The organism is Marseilla massiliensis (assembly GCF_023336985.1).
GTDB lineage: Bacteria > Bacteroidota > Bacteroidia > Bacteroidales > Bacteroidaceae > Prevotella > Prevotella intestinigallinarum.
In genome coordinates, this window is record NZ_JAMBLP010000005.1 from 1 (window position 1) to 16,434 (window position 16,434).

At 55.4% G+C, this 16,434-nt stretch carries 12 protein-coding genes and 2 tRNA genes; 8 read left to right on the forward strand and 6 right to left on the reverse strand.

Annotated features, from left to right (window positions below; all coding sequences use genetic code 11):
- Window positions 1-154: 154 nt before the first annotated feature.
- From M3089_RS05170 to nth, 4 genes are all read right to left on the reverse strand, one after another.
- Window positions 155-227, reverse strand: a tRNA-Gly gene (locus tag M3089_RS05170).
- Window positions 228-253: 26 nt separating this feature from the next.
- A tRNA-Thr gene (locus tag M3089_RS05175) sits at window positions 254-326 on the reverse strand.
- A gap of 82 nt (window positions 327-408) precedes the next feature.
- On the reverse strand, window positions 409-3,222 hold the full coding sequence (uvrA, locus tag M3089_RS05180) for an excinuclease ABC subunit UvrA (RefSeq protein WP_249082204.1): 2,814 nt from the start codon (window positions 3,220-3,222) through the stop codon (window positions 409-411).
- Between the two features lie 144 nt (window positions 3,223-3,366).
- Window positions 3,367-4,017 (reverse strand): endonuclease III, encoded by a 651-nt coding sequence (nth, locus tag M3089_RS05185; RefSeq protein WP_249082207.1) that lies wholly within the window; start codon window positions 4,015-4,017, stop codon window positions 3,367-3,369.
- Window positions 4,018-4,187: 170 nt separating this feature from the next.
- Here nth and M3089_RS05190 point away from each other — a divergent pair, with 170 nt between their 5' ends.
- Window positions 4,188-4,886, forward strand: coding sequence for a DUF2461 domain-containing protein (locus M3089_RS05190; protein ID WP_249082209.1), 699 nt, complete (start codon window positions 4,188-4,190; stop codon window positions 4,884-4,886).
- 213 nt (window positions 4,887-5,099) lie between these two features.
- Here M3089_RS05190 and M3089_RS05195 read toward each other — a convergent pair whose 3' ends face one another.
- Both M3089_RS05195 and M3089_RS05200 read right to left on the reverse strand, forming a co-directional pair.
- Window positions 5,100-6,113, reverse strand: coding sequence for a GGGtGRT protein (locus M3089_RS05195; RefSeq protein WP_249082211.1), 1,014 nt, complete (start codon window positions 6,111-6,113; stop codon window positions 5,100-5,102).
- Between the two features lie 17 nt (window positions 6,114-6,130).
- Entirely contained in the window at window positions 6,131-6,832 is a 702-nt protein-coding gene (locus M3089_RS05200) for an iron-sulfur cluster assembly scaffold protein (RefSeq protein ID WP_205107551.1), read from the reverse strand.
- 906 nt (window positions 6,833-7,738) lie between these two features.
- Here M3089_RS05200 and M3089_RS05205 point away from each other — a divergent pair.
- From M3089_RS05205 to M3089_RS05235, 7 genes are all read left to right on the forward strand, one after another.
- Window positions 7,739-8,242 (forward strand): DMP19 family protein, encoded by a 504-nt coding sequence (locus M3089_RS05205; protein ID WP_249082213.1) that lies wholly within the window; start codon window positions 7,739-7,741, stop codon window positions 8,240-8,242.
- Between the two features lie 2 nt (window positions 8,243-8,244).
- Entirely contained in the window at window positions 8,245-8,724 is a 480-nt protein-coding gene (smpB, locus tag M3089_RS05210; RefSeq protein ID WP_205107555.1) for an SsrA-binding protein SmpB, read from the forward strand.
- On the forward strand, window positions 8,725-11,484 hold the full coding sequence (gene metH, locus M3089_RS05215) for a methionine synthase (protein WP_249082215.1): 2,760 nt from the start codon (window positions 8,725-8,727) through the stop codon (window positions 11,482-11,484).
- Window positions 11,485-11,578: 94 nt separating this feature from the next.
- The gene (locus M3089_RS05220; protein WP_205107560.1) at window positions 11,579-12,202 is read left to right on the forward strand and encodes an HAD family hydrolase; all 624 of its coding nucleotides are present in this window, start codon (window positions 11,579-11,581) and stop codon (window positions 12,200-12,202) included.
- 7 nt (window positions 12,203-12,209) lie between these two features.
- Window positions 12,210-13,700 carry a glycoside hydrolase family 10 protein gene (locus M3089_RS05225; protein ID WP_249082217.1) on the forward strand — a complete coding sequence of 497 codons (1,491 nt, stop codon included), beginning with the start codon at window positions 12,210-12,212 and terminating at the stop codon, window positions 13,698-13,700.
- A gap of 280 nt (window positions 13,701-13,980) precedes the next feature.
- Entirely contained in the window at window positions 13,981-15,762 is a 1,782-nt protein-coding gene (lepA, locus tag M3089_RS05230) for a translation elongation factor 4 (RefSeq protein WP_205107564.1), read from the forward strand.
- Between the two features lie 23 nt (window positions 15,763-15,785).
- Window positions 15,786-16,391: a Crp/Fnr family transcriptional regulator gene (locus M3089_RS05235; RefSeq protein ID WP_205107566.1), complete on the forward strand. Its 606-nt coding sequence runs from the start codon at window positions 15,786-15,788 to the stop codon at window positions 16,389-16,391.
- The last annotated feature ends 43 nt before the right edge of the window (window positions 16,392-16,434 follow it).

A 16,434-nucleotide genomic window follows, 5' to 3' on the forward strand; every position in this document is an offset into this window, starting at 1 on the left:
CCGGTCTTGTGCGGGGCTTCAGGGCTGTTGCCGTTTTGCGGCATGCCCACTTCCGGGCAGTGAAGTGCCCGGCATAAATTGTCGAAAAAACTTTGTTTGATTGTTTGAAAAGCGATGTTTGTGCTGTCAACAGGCAAGCTTTGCTTTTCTTTTGAGCGGTAAACGAGACTCGAACTCGCGACCCTCGGCTTGGGAAGCCAATGCTCTACCAACTGAGCTATTACCGCAACACTATGTAAAACTTAGATATTTGAGCCGACACCCGGACTCGAACCGGGGACCTATTCATTACGAATGAATTGCTCTACCAACTGAGCCATGTCGGCTTCTTGATGCAAGCCTTTGTCTTTTTGCGTGTGCAAAGGTAATGCTTTTTTTTATTCTGGCAAAATATTTGTGTCAAAAAGTTCAATAAAGTTTTTCTTTTAAATATTGCCCCGTTATGCTTTCCTTGCATCCGCTCACCAATTCAGGCGTGCCGGCTACCACGATGTTGCCTCCGCGGTCGCCTCCGTCGGGGCCCATGTCGATGATATAGTCGGCGCATTTTATCACGTCGAGGTTGTGCTCGATTACGATTACGGTGTGCCCGCGGTCAATCAGAGCGTCGAAAGCGCCGAGCAGGCGCTTGATGTCGTGAAAGTGAAGCCCCGTGGTGGGTTCGTCGAATATGAACATCGTGGGCTCCTGTTTTTCCATGCCGATGAAGTAGGCCAGTTTCACTCGCTGGTTTTCTCCTCCCGACAGCGACGATGAGCTTTGGCCCAGCTTGATGTAGCCAAGCCCCACGTCCTCCAACGGCTTGAGGCGCTTTACAATCTGCTTCTGCCCGAAGCTCCCGAAGAACTCTATTGCCTCGGATATTGTCATGTTGAGCACGTCGTCTATGTTCTTTCCTTCATACCTTACGTCGAGTATGTCTTTCTTGAACCTGTGGCCATGGCAGCTCTCGCACTCCAACACAAGGTCGGCCATGAACTGCATCTCCACTGTTATCACTCCGGCGCCCTTGCATTCTTCGCAACGTCCGCCGTCGGCGTTGAATGAGAAATACTGCGAGGTGAAGCCCATTTGCTGCGATAGCGGCTGCTGGGCGAACAGGTCTCTGATGGCGTCGTAGGCCTTGACATAAGTTGCGGGGTTTGAGCGTGTGCTCTTTCCGATGGGGTTCTGGTCTACAAACTCAATGTGCTTTATAGCCTTGATGTCGCCCGTCAGCGAGCTGAAGTCGCCCGGTGCGTCGCAAACATCGCCGAGCGTCCTCTTCATTGCCGGGTACAGAATGCCCTTGATAAGCGACGATTTGCCCGAGCCGCTTACCCCGGTGACCACTGTCATGACGTTGAGCGGTATGGTGGCGTTCACCCCGCGCAGGTTGTTCATGCGTGCACCGTTTATCTTTATGCTCATGTTCCATTTGCGCCTTCCGTGCGGCAGCGGTATCGACTCTTCGCCGCTGATGTATTTTATGGTGTGGCTCAGCGGGTATCTGGCCACGGCATCCTTGTCGATGTGTGTGGCATTGCCGGCGAAGACTATCTCGCCGCCGAGCCTTCCGGCGTCGGGGCCAACGTCGATGAGGTAGTCTGCCGCACGTATTATTTCCTCGTCGTGCTCCACAACTACCACCGTGTTGCCCAAGGCCTGCAGCCGGCGCAGCACCCTGATGAGCCTGTCGGTGTCTCTGCTGTGCAGCCCGATGCTCGGTTCGTCAAGGATGTACAACGAGCCCACGAGGCTGCTGCCCAGCGACGTGGTCAGGTTGATGCGCTGGCTTTCGCCGCCGCTCAGTGTGTTCGACATCCGGTTGAGTGTCAGGTATCCCAGTCCTACGTCGAGCAAAAACTGCAGTCGGTTGTTTATTTCGGCAAGCAGCCTGCTCCCAATCTCCCTGTCATGGTCGCTCAACTGCAGGTTGTCAAACCACTCTTTGAGCCGTGTTATGGGCATTTGCACTATGTCTGATATGCTGCGTCCGCATATCTTGACGTAGTCGGCCTCCTTCTTCAGCCTTGTGCCATGGCATTTCGGGCAGGTGGTCTTGCCCCTGTAACGGCTTTGCAGCACGCGATACTGTATCTTGTATTGGTTTTCCTTGACCATGTTGAAGAAGGCGTCGATGGACACCTGGTCGTGTATGTCCTTGCCATTGTCGCCCGGCAGCCCGTGCCACAGCTGGTCTTTTTGCTGCTGTGTGAGCTTGTAGTAAGGCTCGAATATGGGGAAGTCGCTCTCTGCGGCACGGCGGCAGAACTCGTCTTGCCATATCCTCATCTTATCGCCGTGCCAGCACACCACGCAGCCGTCGTATACACTGAGCGACGAGTTGGGTATGACCAGTTTCTCGTCGATGCCTATCACCTTGCCGAAACCTTGGCATTCGGGGCATGCCCCGACCGGCGAGTTGAACGAGAACATGTTGTCCGACGGTTCTTCGAAAGTCATCCCGTCGGCTTCAAACTTTGTCGAGAAGTCGTAGCTTATCATCGATGGCAGGAACATGAGCCTGCAACTGCCGTCGCCTTCGTAGAATGCTGTCTCGGCAGAGTCTACCAACCGCGATGTGGCGTCTTTGGAAGAGTCTACCGACAGGCGGTCGATGACGAGGTATATGTCGTCGGCCTTGGCGCCGTTGACGGCCTCGCTCTCCAAGAAGTCCTCTATCCTTGTGAAGTCACCCCGGTAAAACAACCGTGCGTAACCCTGCAGGACATAGGCCTTTAGCTGCTGTTCGACGCTCCGTCCGTCGGAAATCCGCAGCTTGGTCATGACCACAAACTTGGTGCCGGGGGAGAATTGGGCGGTGCATTTTATCACGTCTTCGGTCGAATGCTTCTTCACTTCCACCCCGCTAACGGGCGAAAAGGTATGGCCTATGCGTGCGAACAGCAGCCGGAGGTATTCGTATATCTCCGTTGATGTGCCCACGGTGGAGCGCGGGTTGCGGCTTGTCACTTTCTGCTCTATGGCAATGGCGGGCGGTATGCCCTTGATGTAGTCGCACTCGGGCTTGTTCATCCTGCCGAGAAACTGGCGCGCATAGGCCGAGAGGCTTTCCACATACCTGCGTTGCCCTTCGGCGTAGAGGGTGTCGAATGCCAGCGATGACTTGCCCGAGCCGCTCACTCCGGCTATTACTATGAGCTTGTTGCGTGGTATGTTTACGTCAATGTTCTTCAGGTTATTGACGCGGGCGCCTTTTATCTCGATACAATCGTTCATACTCAACTTATGTTTTTAGCAAGCAAAGTTAATCAAAAACGCAGAAAAACACGAATGAATGAATCAAAAAGGATGGTCTGCCTGCCATTTGGGAGCATAGCGCAGCCCGGCTGCGTGCGCCCGGGCCGTTTGGCGGGGTGCAGCCTAAGCCAGTTTTGCCCCGTCCATTATCTTCGGGCAGATGCCCTCGAGTCCGCATTTGTCGCAGTGTGGCTTGCGCGATGTGCAAACGTATCTGCCGTGCAGCAGCAGCCAGTGGTGGGCCAGGGGTATGTCTTCCCGTGGTATGTTTTTCATCAGTGCCTGCTCCACTTTCAATGGTGTGGTGTCGCTTTTTGCCACGAGTCCGAGCCTGTGGCTTACGCGGTAGACATGGGTGTCGACAGCCATTGTCGACTTGCCGAATGCCACCGCCTGGATTACGTTGGCCGTCTTGCGCCCCACGCCGGGCAGGTCGAGCAGCGCGTTCATGTCTTCAGGCACCTCGCCGTTGTGCCGCTCGACGAGCGTACGGGCCAGCCCGGCCAGGTGCTTGGCCTTTGCGTTGGGGTAAGACACGCTGCTTATGTAGTCGAGCAGCTCTTCCGGCTCGGCCGCCGCCATGGCTTTGGCGTCAGGGTAGCGCGCAAACAGCTGCGGGGTGACTTGGTTCACCCGCTTGTCTGTGCATTGTGCGCTGAGCACCACGGCCACAAGCAGTTGGAATATGCTGCCGAATTCAAGTTCGGTGTTGGCTTCCGGCATTTCGTTGCGGAAGAAATCCATCACTTTTTCGTATCTTTCTCTCTTTGTCATTGCGGCACAAAAGTAACATAAATATTTGAGAATACCGATGATTTTCGTTAATTTTGCATTCCGGAACCCTGCACCATCAGTCATGCCCCGGTGGCTTCCCGGCCATGGGGCGGCCGATGGCAGAGGCCGCAGACCGGGCTTTTACATATTAATATGCAACATACAGAATAATGGAAGCAAAGAGAATATTGAGTTTCTTGACAGAACTCATGGCAAACAATAACCGCGAATGGTTTCTGGAACACAAGGCCGAATACGACGACGTGCGCGCGAGCTTTGAGCAGGGCGTAGCCCTCGCCATTGCAAGGATTGCAACCTTCGACCCGTCGGTGGCCCACCTCACGGTGAAAGACGCCACCTACCGCTTTTACCGCGATACCCGTTTCTCCAAGGACAAGTCGCCATACAAGAACCATCTTGGCGCCTACATCGCCGCACATGGCAAGAAGGCGCTTCACGGCGGATATTACATACACCTCGAACCGGGCCACTGCCTGCTGAGTTGTGGCAACAACTGGTTGCCGACAAATGTGCTCACTGCCTGCCGCAACGAGATAATGGCCAACACCGACGAGTGGCTCAAGTGTGTCGAGTCGGCCAAGTTCTTGTCGTATTTCGGCGCCGGCGAGGATGCCGGGTGGGACGAAAAGCAGGGATTCGGGCTGGAGCGTCTCAAGACATGCCCGTCGGGCTTTCCCCGCGACTATGAGCATGTGCGTTACCTGCGCATGAAAGACTATTGCTGCTGGCACTGCGTGGATGACAGTTTTTTTGAGGGTGACGGATGGCTCGACGGGATGGAGCGTATATTCAAGGCCGGGAAGCCGATGATGGACTTCATGAACTCGGTAATAGACGATTACGAATGACGCTCGCCGCTGGCCGCAACCCGTTCCGGGCTGATGCCGTCTGCATGGCCGTGGGCCGGTGATGGTGTGTCAGGGCAATGCTTTGCCCGGTTCCGGCCAGCCTGCCGGGATGAAAAGAAAAGTCCTCGCTGCGGTGCTTTCCGCAAGCGAGGACTTTTTTATTGTGCACCTGCGGCTGCGCCTTGCGTGCCGCCGGGTGGCATGTCGGTATGCTTATTTCTTGTTCAGGGCCATGTCTACGGTCACAGCTACGGCAACGGTGGCACCAACCATCGGGTTGTTGCCCATGCCGAGGAAGCCCATCATCTCAACGTGGGCGGGCACTGACGACGAGCCGGCGAACTGTGCGTCGGAGTGCATGCGGCCCAAGGTGTCGGTCATGCCGTATGAAGCAGGGCCGGCAGCCATGTTGTCCGGGTGCAGTGTGCGGCCCGTGCCGCCACCCGAAGCCACCGAGAAGTAAGGCTTGCCGGCAAGCACGCGCTCCTTCTTGTAGGTTCCGGCAACAGGGTGCTGGAAGCGGGTGGGGTTGGTAGAGTTGCCGGTGATGGAAACGTCGACGTTCTCTTTCCACAGGATGGCAACACCTTCGCGCACGTCGTCAGCGCCGTAGCACTTCACCTTTGCGCGCGGCCCGTCAGAGTAAGGTATCTCCTGAACCACCTTCAGCTCGCCTGTGTAATAGTCGAACTTGGTCTGTACGTATGTGAATCCGTTGATGCGGCTGATGATCATTGCAGCGTCCTTGCCCAGTCCGTTGAGGATTGTGCGCAGCGGGTTCTTGCGCACCTTGTTGGCCATCTCGGCAATCTTGATGGCTCCCTCGGCAGCGGCGAACGACTCGTGGCCTGCCAGGAAGGCAAAGCACTCGGTCTCCTCGCGGAGCAGGCGGGCTGCCAGGTTGCCGTGGCCGATGCCCACCTTGCGGTCGTCGGCCACCGAACCGGGTATGCAGAAGCTCTGCAGGCCGATGCCGATGGCCTCGGCAGCGTCGGCGGCAGTCTTCACTCCCTTCTTGATGGCGATGGCGGCGCCACAAACGTAAGCCCACTTTGCGTTCTCAAAGCAGATGCCCTGAGTGTCCTCGCATATCTGGTAAGGGTCGATGCCGACGTTCTCGCAAATCTGGTTTGCCTCCTCTATGTCCTTGATGCCATTGGCGTTGAGCGCTGCCAGTACTTGCTTGATGCGGCGCTCCTGGCTCTCGAAACTAACTTTTCTTATCATTGTGTCGGTCCTCCTTGTTATTCTTTACGTGGGTCAATACTCTTAACAATTCCCTGCTCGGCCTTTGTGCGTCCGTAAGAGCCGGTAAACTTCTTCACGGCCTCGTTGGCGTCCATGCCGTTCTTGATGGCTTCCATCATCTTGCCGAGGTGCACATACTCGTAGCCGCACACCTGGTTGTCCTTGTCGAGGAACATCTTGGTGATATATCCCTCTGTCAACTCAAGGTAGCGTGTGCCTTTGGCCACAGTGCCGTAAAGTGTTCCGGTCTGCGAGCGAAGGCCCTTGCCGAGGTCTTCAAGGCCGGCTCCGATTACGAGTCCGTCCTCTGAGAATGCGCTTTGCGAGCGGCCGTAGACAATCTGCAGGAAAAGCTCGCGCATGGCGGTGTTGATGGCGTCGCACACGAGGTCGGTGTTCAGTGCTTCGAGTATGGTCTTGCCGGGCAGAATCTCTGATGCCATGGCTGCCGAGTGGGTCATGCCGGTGCACCCGATGGTCTCTACGAGGCATTCCTGAATGACACCTTCCTTTATGTTGAGCGACAGCTTGCAGGCTCCCTGCTGGGGAGCGCACCAGCCCACACCGTGAGTATAACCGGAGATGTCCTTAATCTCCTTTGCCTGAATCCACTTTCCCTCTTCCGGGATTGGGGCCGGCCCATGGTTGGGGCCTTTCGCAACAACGCACATGTTGTTGACTTCGTTAGAATAAGTCATATTCTTTTTAATTTTATAAAATGAATAATTAGAGCCTTTTTTCGCTCGCAAAATTACTAAAATCTTTCGAGATATACCTATTATTAGGTATTCTTTTTGACTCTTTAACGCCATTTTTCCATGTCCGTATAATAAACTATGGTGATGGTCGGGCTTGCTTCCGTGGCCCGCTGGCGTGGTGGTGTGGTTGCGCCGGGGGCAGTCGGGACGGTTGCTTCCGGCGTAGTCCGCAGCTCATGACGGTGGTAAACAAACGTTACAAAAGCGGCTCCCCGCACCGCCCATGGCGGTTTTGCGTGCCCGTAAGGCCTGTTTTGCATGGCCAAACGGCCCGTTCGGGCGTGTTGTCCGGGCCGTTTTGGAATGTCATGTCGCATTGCTGTGTAAGTGGTTGTAGTCCAGTGATTTTTGTGGTTTGTTCTAAAGTTTGAAAACAATTTGCATTCCGGGCAGCCTGCAGGGGCGCATAGGGCTTGTTGGCACCATGCTCCTGGTGGTTTGTTCTGCGCGAGGGCAATGCCTTTTGTGCGTTGTGCGCTATGGCTCAGCGTATCCGCAGCGGGAGTGGGGCAGGCCCGTGTGGACGTGAGACTGGGCCATTCATGACATGTTGAGCCTGGATGGTGGCATTTGCGGCCCAAGCGATGCTGTCAGGCAGCAGCGCATGTAGTTAGCTGGTCTGTCCGTACGCCGTGTCGCCCATGCCGTGGCAAGTATGTTGCCATGTGCCCGAAGGCTTCAGAAGCCCCGCAGGGTCAAGGCGTCAACGCCGGAACAAACATCCTGCGGTATGACGGACGAATTGGGTTTAAATATGCATTCTTCTATGACAAATGCGTATAAAACATAGTTTTTTTAGCTCGCCGGATTGCCGTTTCGGAAAAATCATGTAAATTTGTAGCTGATATGAAAGAGGTAGTAATAAGTGATGCGGCATTGCGCGATGCCGCAGCAGAGGGAATGGATGCTTTTCTGCAAGTGTTTGTAGACGGCATCCTCAATGCCGTGGGCGGAGAGCTGACGGCAGACACCATGGCAGAGCTCAACTCCGACCAGCTCACCCTGTTGGCATACCACATGATGCACGACGAGGTGATGGACGGAGGCTTCGTGCAACTGATACACAACGGCTATGGCGGATTCATTTTCCAGAATCCGTTTGCCAAGGCCGTCAAGATGTGGGGGCTGCGCGACCTGGCCAAGCTGGTGTACGATGTGCGCATATTATATAACAAATATCATGAAGAGATTGAGGGAGATTGCTCAGACGAAGAGTTCATGGCGCTGTTTGAGCGCTTTGCCGAGTTCGACGATTACGACGACAAGTTCGTAGAGAACGAGGAAGAGTGGACTGCTGCCGTGGCCCATTACGTAGACGAGCACATCGACCGTTTTGCAAGGATAGAATGACGATGAACAAGGAAGAAGAACTGATACGGAAAAAAAGCCCGGTCAACATACGCAACAAAAAGGCTGCATACGAGTATTTTTTCATTGACACATACACGGCCGGAATAGTGCTGACCGGTACAGAAATCAAGTCGATCAGGATGGGAAAGGCCAGCCTGGTCGACACATTCTGCTACATCAACAACGGCGAGATATGGGTGAAAGGCATGAGCGTGAGCCCATACTTCTACGGGTCGTACAACAACCATGACGTAAAGCGCGACCGCAAGCTGTTGCTGAACAAGCGTGAGATACAGAAATTGCAGTCGGCCACGAAGCAGACTGGATATACCATAGTGCCGCTGCTCGTGTTTATCGATGGCAACGGACGCGCAAAGATGGACATCGCCCTGTGCAAGGGCAAGAAAGACTTCGACAAGCGACAGACACTGAAAGAGAAAGAAGACAGGCGCGAGATGGACCGTGCCATAAAACATTATTGAATGCAGCATAATACTTTGGCAGCCGCGGTGGGTAGCCGCGTGCTTGTGCTGGATGGCGCCATGGGCACCATGATACAGCAGTACGGGCTTGTAGAAGCCGACTTCCGCGGAGAGCGCTTTGCCGATTCCGCTGCCTTGCTCAAGGGCAATAATGACATATTGAACATCACCCGCCCCGACATAGTAGGCGACATACACAGGAAATACCTTTCCGCCGGGGCCGACATCATCACAACCAACACCTTCAGCAGCCAGCGCATATCGCAGGCCGACTACGGCCTGGGCCACTGTTGCCGCGAGATGGCGCTCGAAGGCGCGCGCATAGCCCGCAAGGCCGCCGACGAATATTCGGCTGGGGGGCACCCGCGGTTTGTGGCCGGCTCGATAGGGCCAACCAACAAGACCTGCTCGATGAGCCCCGACGTGAGCAACCCGGCAGCCCGCGAACTGACGTTCGACGAGCTGGCCGACGCATATCGTGAGCAGGTCGACGCCATGATAGAGGGTGGGGTCGACGCGCTGCTCATCGAGACCATATTCGACACGCTCAATGCCAAGGCGGCCATTGTGGCCTCGATGGATGTGATGGCGAGCCGTGGCGTTGCCCTGCCCATAATGCTTTCGGTGACGGTGAGCGACCTGGCCGGGCGCACGCTGAGCGGGCAGACGCTCGACGCCTTCCTGGCCAGCATAAGCAATTACCCCATCTTCTCGGTTGGCCTCAACTGTTCGTTCGGGGCGCAGCAAATGAAGCCCTACCTGAGGCAGCTCGCACAGCGTGCGCCATACTACGTGAGTGCATACCCGAATGCCGGACTGCCCAACAGCCTGGGGCTGTACGACGAGACTCCCGAGAGCATGGCTGCACTGGTGGCCGAGTTTGTGGATGAGGGGCTGGTGAACATAATAGGCGGATGCTGCGGCACCACCGAGCAGTTCATAAGGCTTTTCCCGGCGCTGGTAGAGGGCAAGGCGCCGCGCAAGCCTGCGCCGCGGCCCGCCACGATGAGGCTCAGCGGGCTCGACGTTCTCGACGTGTCGCCCGAGGTGCGCTTTGTCAATGTGGGCGAGCGCTGCAACGTGGCCGGTTCGCGCAAGTTTCTGAGGCTCGTCAGCGAGCGCAACTTCGACGAGGCCCTGGCCATTGCGCGCAAGCAGGTGGCCGACGGGGCGCTCGTGATAGACATCAACATGGACGACGGGCTCATCGACGCCCGCTCGTCGATGGTCACCTTCCTCAACATGCTGTCGGCCGAGCCCGACATAGCCCGGGTGCCGGTGATGATTGACTCGTCAGACTGGGAAGTGGTGAAAGCCGGCCTTAAGTGCATGCAGGGCAAGTGCATAGTGAACTCTATATCGCTGAAGGAGGGCGAGGAGACATTTGTCGCCCATGCGCGCGACGTCATGCAGTATGGCGCGGCGGTCGTGGTGATGTGCTTCGACGAGCAGGGGCAGGCCACCACATACGACAGGCGCATAGAAATTGCGGCCCGGGCCTACCGGCTGCTGACCGAGACCGTTTGCATGAACCCGCTCGACATCATATTCGACCCCAACGTGCTGGCAGTGGCCACAGGCATGGAGGAGCACGACAGCTATGCGGCCGACTTCATCAGGGCGGTGGCATGGATACGTGCCAACCTGCCCGGGGCCCACGTGAGCGGCGGCGTTAGCAACTTGTCTTTTTCTTTCCGTGGCAACAATTACATACGCGAGGCCATGCATGCCGTTTTCCTTTACCATGCCATACAAAACGGCATGGATTTCGGCATAGTAAACCCCGCTGCAAAGGTTACATATTCCGATATACCCGCCGACGAGCTACAAGTGATAGAAGACGTCATACTCAACAGGGGCGAGGGGGCGGCAGACAGGCTCGTCGAGCTGGCCGAGGCCATCAAGGCGCGCCAGGCGTCGGCGCAGTCGGCTCCCGCCGGAGGTGCCGCCGAAGAGCCTCAATGGCGCCATCTGCCGCTGGAAGGGCGTCTGTCGGCAGCCCTTGTCAAGGGCATCAGCGACTATATGGAGCCCGACCTTCACGAGGCACTGCAGGCATATCCGTCGGCCGTGGGCATTATCGAGGGGCCGCTGATGGCCGGCATGGACAAGGTGGGCGAACTCTTCGGCTGCGGCAAGATGTTTCTGCCGCAGGTGGTGAAAGCAGCCAGGACGATGAAGGCCGCCGTGAAAATACTCAATCCCTACATAGAAAGAGAGAAGGCAGGCGGCCACTCTGCCGCGGGCAAGGTGCTGCTGGCCACGGTAAAGGGCGATGTGCACGACATTGGCAAGAACATAGTGAGCGTTATCATGGCCTGCAACAACTACGAGATTGTGGACATGGGGGTCATGGTGCCTGCCGAACAGATTGTCAAGAAGGCCAAGGAAGAGCATGTCGACCTCATCGGGCTTAGCGGACTGATTACCCCGAGCCTCGACGAGATGGTCAATGTGGCCCGCCAACTGGCGGCTGCCGGCGTAGATGTGCCCCTGATGATAGGCGGGGCAACGACGAGCAAGCTCCACGTGGCGCTGAAGGTGGCCCCGGTATATGGCGGCCCGGTGGTGTGGCTCAAAGACGCCTCGCAGAATGTCCTGGTAGCGGGCAGGCTTCTAAGCGCCTCCGAACACGACAGGTTTGTGGGCGAGCTCAACTCAGAGTATGAGGCTCTGCGCCGTGACTACGCCGAGAAGCAGGCCGGCATAGTGCCGTTGGACGAGGCACGTAGCAAGCGCCTCAACCTGTTTGCCGACTGACCGGGCCCATGCCAGCCTGCAGCAAGCGTGGGATAGCCATGCAGCACGTATGGAATGGCTGTGATTAGCGAAATCAATTGAATATTAATGTATTATGATTAAGAATATATTGTTTGACTTGGGTGGGGTAATAATAACCCTTGACCCCAACCAAGCCGTGAGCCGTTTTAAGGAGATAGGGCTCGCCGATGCCGACCGCAGGCTGGACAGCTATACGCAGAGCGGCATATTCGGCGACCTGGAATTGGGAAAAATAAGCGCCGAGGAGTTTCGTGCCGGTCTGAGCGGGCTCATAGGCCATGAGGTGACGGCCGACCAGTGCCTGTATGCCTGGAAGGGTTATTGCAAGGAGGTGCCGCGGCGCAACCTCGACACCTTGCTCCGGCTGAGGGCCGAGGGCTACAGGGTGGTGCTCGTGTCAAACACCAACCCTTACATGATGAGCTGGGCGCTGGGCGACGGGTTCGACGGCATGGGCCATTCCATAGCCCATTACATGGACTCGATGTACATGAGCTATAAATGCGGGGCCATGAAACCTGACGAGGCTTTCTTCCGCCATGTTATCGAGGCCGAGGGCATCGAGCCCGGCGAGACGCTGTTTGTAGACGACGGCCCGCGCAACGTAGAGGCCGCCGCCAGGTTGGGCCTGCACACATTCTGCCCCGAAAACGGCAGCGACTGGACAAAATCCATTTATGAACATCTAAAATATTGAAATGCAGATGAAATGTCTCCTGGCTGTCATTGCCATAGCCATATCGATGTTGCCGGCCAATGTCAGCGCCCAACAGAAAAGAGAGTTCCGCGGTGCGTGGATTCAGTGTGTCAACGGTCAGTTCATCGGCATGTCGACCGATGCAATGAAACGCACGCTCACTTACCAGCTCGACGAGTTGCAGAAAGATGGCGTCAACGCCATAATATTCCAAGTAAGGGCCGAATGCGACGCCCTGTATGCCAGCCGCTATGAGCCTTGGAGTCGGTTTCTGACCGGGGTTCAGGGCAAGGCCCCGTCGCCATATTGGGACCCTCTGGCCTGGATGGTGGAGCAATGCCACAGGCGCGGCATGGAGCTGCACGCATGGATAAACCCGTACAGGGCCAAGACGAAGACCACCACCGACCTTGCATCAAACCACATTGCGGTGAGGCAGCCCGGAAGGGTGTTTGCCTACGACGGGCAGTTCATACTCAATCCGGGCATACCGGAGAACAGAGAGTATATCTGCAAGATTGTCAACGACATAGTGAGACGCTACGACATTGACGGATTGCACATGGACGACTATTTCTATCCTTATCCTGCGCCGGGGGCAACAATACCCGATGACGCTCAGTACAGGATGTATTCCAACGGCATTGCCGACAGGGCCGACTGGCGAAGGTATAACGTCAACCTGTTTGTAAAGCAGCTTTACGACTCGATAAAAAGCGTAAAGCCGTGGGTAAAGTTCGGCGTGTCGCCCTTCGGCATATACAGGAACAAGCGCAGCTCGGCCATAGGAAGCAACACAAACGGGCTTCAGAATTACGACGACTTGTATGCCGACGTGCTGCTCTGGGTGAACAACGGCTGGGTGGACTACTGTGTGCCGCAGCTGTATTGGCAGATTGGGCATCAGGCCGCCGACTACAAGACACTCATAGAGTGGTGGAACCAGTATGCAGGCGGGCGTCCGCTTTATATCGGCGAGGATGTGGAGCGAACTGCCAAATATCCCGATGTCGACAATCCGCGCATAAACCAGATGCCGGCAAAGTATGACCTGCACAGCAAGATGCACAATGTGAGGGGCACGGTGCTGTGGTACGCCAAGGCCGTGGTAGACAATGTGGGCAATTACGGCACCATGCTGAGGAATGTTTACTGGAAGTATCCGGCCCTTCAACCGCAGATGCCGTTCATCGACAAGAAGTCGCCCAACAAGGTGAGAAAGCTCAAGCCCGTGTGGACGGCCGACGGATATATCTTGTTTTGGACAGCACCAAAAGGCAAGGATTGGGACGATGTGGCACACAAGTATGTTGTCTACAGGTTTGCCCCGGGCGAGAAAGTGCGCACCGACGACCCGTCTAAGATAGTGGCCATCACCGGGTCTACATATTATAAGTTGCCTTATGATAACGGAAAGGTGAAGTATACCTATGTGGTTACTGCCTTGGACAGGATGCAGAACGAGAGCAAGGCACGCAAGAAGAAGATAAAGCTGTGAGCGGTATTCTGTACGCCCGCCCGCACAGCATGAGGGGTTGCCGGCCTGTACATCTCGGTGTGCAGGCCGGCTTTCCTTGCATGGCATTGCCTGAGGCTGTGCTGCCGGTGCTCTAAGTTGGCGTCCTGCACGGCAGGCGGTAGCAGGCGAGTGGGCATAGGGGCCAGGGCGGGCCAATGGTGTTATGAAAATGTTGGCCTCAAAATATATCAGGAATTATTTTGAATATTGGCTGAATTACATTATCTTTGTACTTTAAAAGCAGAATCTTCACTAAGACATGGACCATATAAGAAACTTTTGTATCATTGCCCATATAGACCACGGCAAGTCGACACTTGCCGACAGAATGCTTGAATATACGAAAACAATCCAGGTGACAAGCGGGCAGATGCTCGACGACATGGACTTGGAGCGCGAGCGCGGCATCACGATAAAAAGCCATGCCATACAGATGGAGTATGAGTATAAGGGAGAGAAGTATGTGCTTAACCTTATTGACACTCCGGGCCACGTGGATTTTTCTTACGAGGTGTCCAGGAGCATTGCTGCCTGCGAGGGGGCGTTGCTCGTGGTCGACGCCACGCAAGGCGTGCAGGCCCAGACCATTTCCAACCTGTACATGGCCATTGACCACAACTTGGAAATCATACCGGTTATCAACAAGATAGACATGCCGAGCGCAATGCCCGATGAGGTGGAAGACGAGATTGTCGACCTGATTGGTTGCGAGCGGTCGGACATAATACGTGCCAGTGGAAAGACAGGTGAGGGGGTGCCCCAGATACTCGATGCTGTGGTTGAGCGCATACCATGCCCTAAGGGAGACGCCGACGCTCCGCTGCAGGCTCTGATTTTTGATTCTGTGTTCAACTCGTTCAGGGGCATCATTGCTTATTTCAAGATAGAGAACGGCACATTGCGCCAGGGCGATAAGGTGAAGTTCTTTAACACGGGAATGGAATATGACGCCGACGAGATAGGAGTGCTCAAGATGGATATGATACCGCGCAAGCAGCTTGGTACCGGCGACGTGGGATACATCATAAGCGGCATCAAGGACAGCAAGGAAGTTAAGGTGGGCGACACCATCACGCATATAGCAAGGCCGTGTGACAAGGCCATCGAGGGATTTCAGGAGGTCAAGCCCATGGTGTTTGCCGGTGTGTATCCCATCGACCCGTCCGAATATGAGAACCTCAGGGCGTCTTTGGAGAAGCTTCAGCTCAACGATGCTTCGCTCACGTTCTCGCCGGAGTCGTCGGTGGCGCTGGGCTTCGGCTTCAGGTGCGGTTTTCTCGGGCTGCTTCACATGGAGATAATACAGGAGCGACTCGACCGTGAGTTCAACATGGATGTCATTACAACCGTGCCCAACGTGTCGTACATGTGCTACGATAAGCAGGGTGGAGTGAAGGAAGTGCACAACCCGTCGGGCCTGCCCGACCAGACTATGATAGACCACATAGAGGAGCCTTACATACGTGCGTCGATAATAACAGCCGCCGACTATATCGGGCCGATAATGAAGCTGTGCCTCGACAAGCGCGGAGAGCTCATCGACCAGCAGTATGTCAGCGGCAACCGCGTCGAGTTGCACTTCATGTTGCCGCTCGGAGAGATTGTGATCGACTTCTACGACAAGCTCAAGAGCATTTCCAAGGGCTATGCGTCTTTTGATTATCACATAGACTGCTTCCGCCCGTCAAAGCTGGCCAAGCTCGACATCCTTCTCAATGGCGAGCCTGTCGACGCGTTGTCGACGTTGACACACCAAGACAACGCCGTGGCCTTCGGACGTAGAATGTGTGAGAAATTGAAGGAACTCATACCGCGCCAGCAGTTCGACATTGCCATCCAGGCTGCCATCGGGGCCAAGATTGTGGCTCGCGAGACTGTGAAGTGCGTGCGCAAGGACGTCACTGCCAAGTGTTATGGCGGCGATGTGAGCCGTAAGCGCAAGTTGCTCGAAAAGCAGAAGCGTGGCAAGAAGCGCATGAAGCAGATTGGTAATGTTGAGGTGCCGCAGAAGGCTTTCTTGGCTGTGCTCAAACTTGATTGAAACTAAACGGAAAGGAGATAAATATGGTGAATATTGGAATGACGTCACGTGACGTGGCGCGCGAGCTCGCGCGGCGTTACAGTACGATGACCCATGAGGAGCTTGACCTCTTGGAGGGCATCTTGGTGCCGATGAAATTTCCCAAGGGTGAAAAAGTCATCAGCGAGGGGGAGGTCTGCACCCACATGTATTGGGTGGTCAAGGGCCTTGTGCGCCAATATTACTATAAGAACAATAAGGAGCTGACCGAGCACATGGCTGTCGAGAACAATATAGTAATGTGCATCGAAAGCCTTTTTAAGGAGAAGCCGACTCACCTTAATATAATGACACTTGAGCCGACTGTGATATATGCCATCCCGCGCCAGCAATTGGAACGGGTGGCTATGAAGAGCCTCAACATACAGATTCTGTACAGGAAGATTCTTGAGGAATCATTGATACAGAGCCAGATTCATGCTGACATGCTTCGCTTTGAGTCGGCCCAGAGCCGCTATGCCAAATTGGTGAAGTTGCAGCCACAGCTTGTACTGAGGGCTCCGCTTGTGTATATTGCAAGTTATCTGCAGATGACGCCGGAGACACTTAGCCGTGTAAGGACGTCGGCTTTGATGAATGGTGCCGATTGATATTTGCCGCGTTTCGCCTTGATGGCGATTCAGCAGACTATTG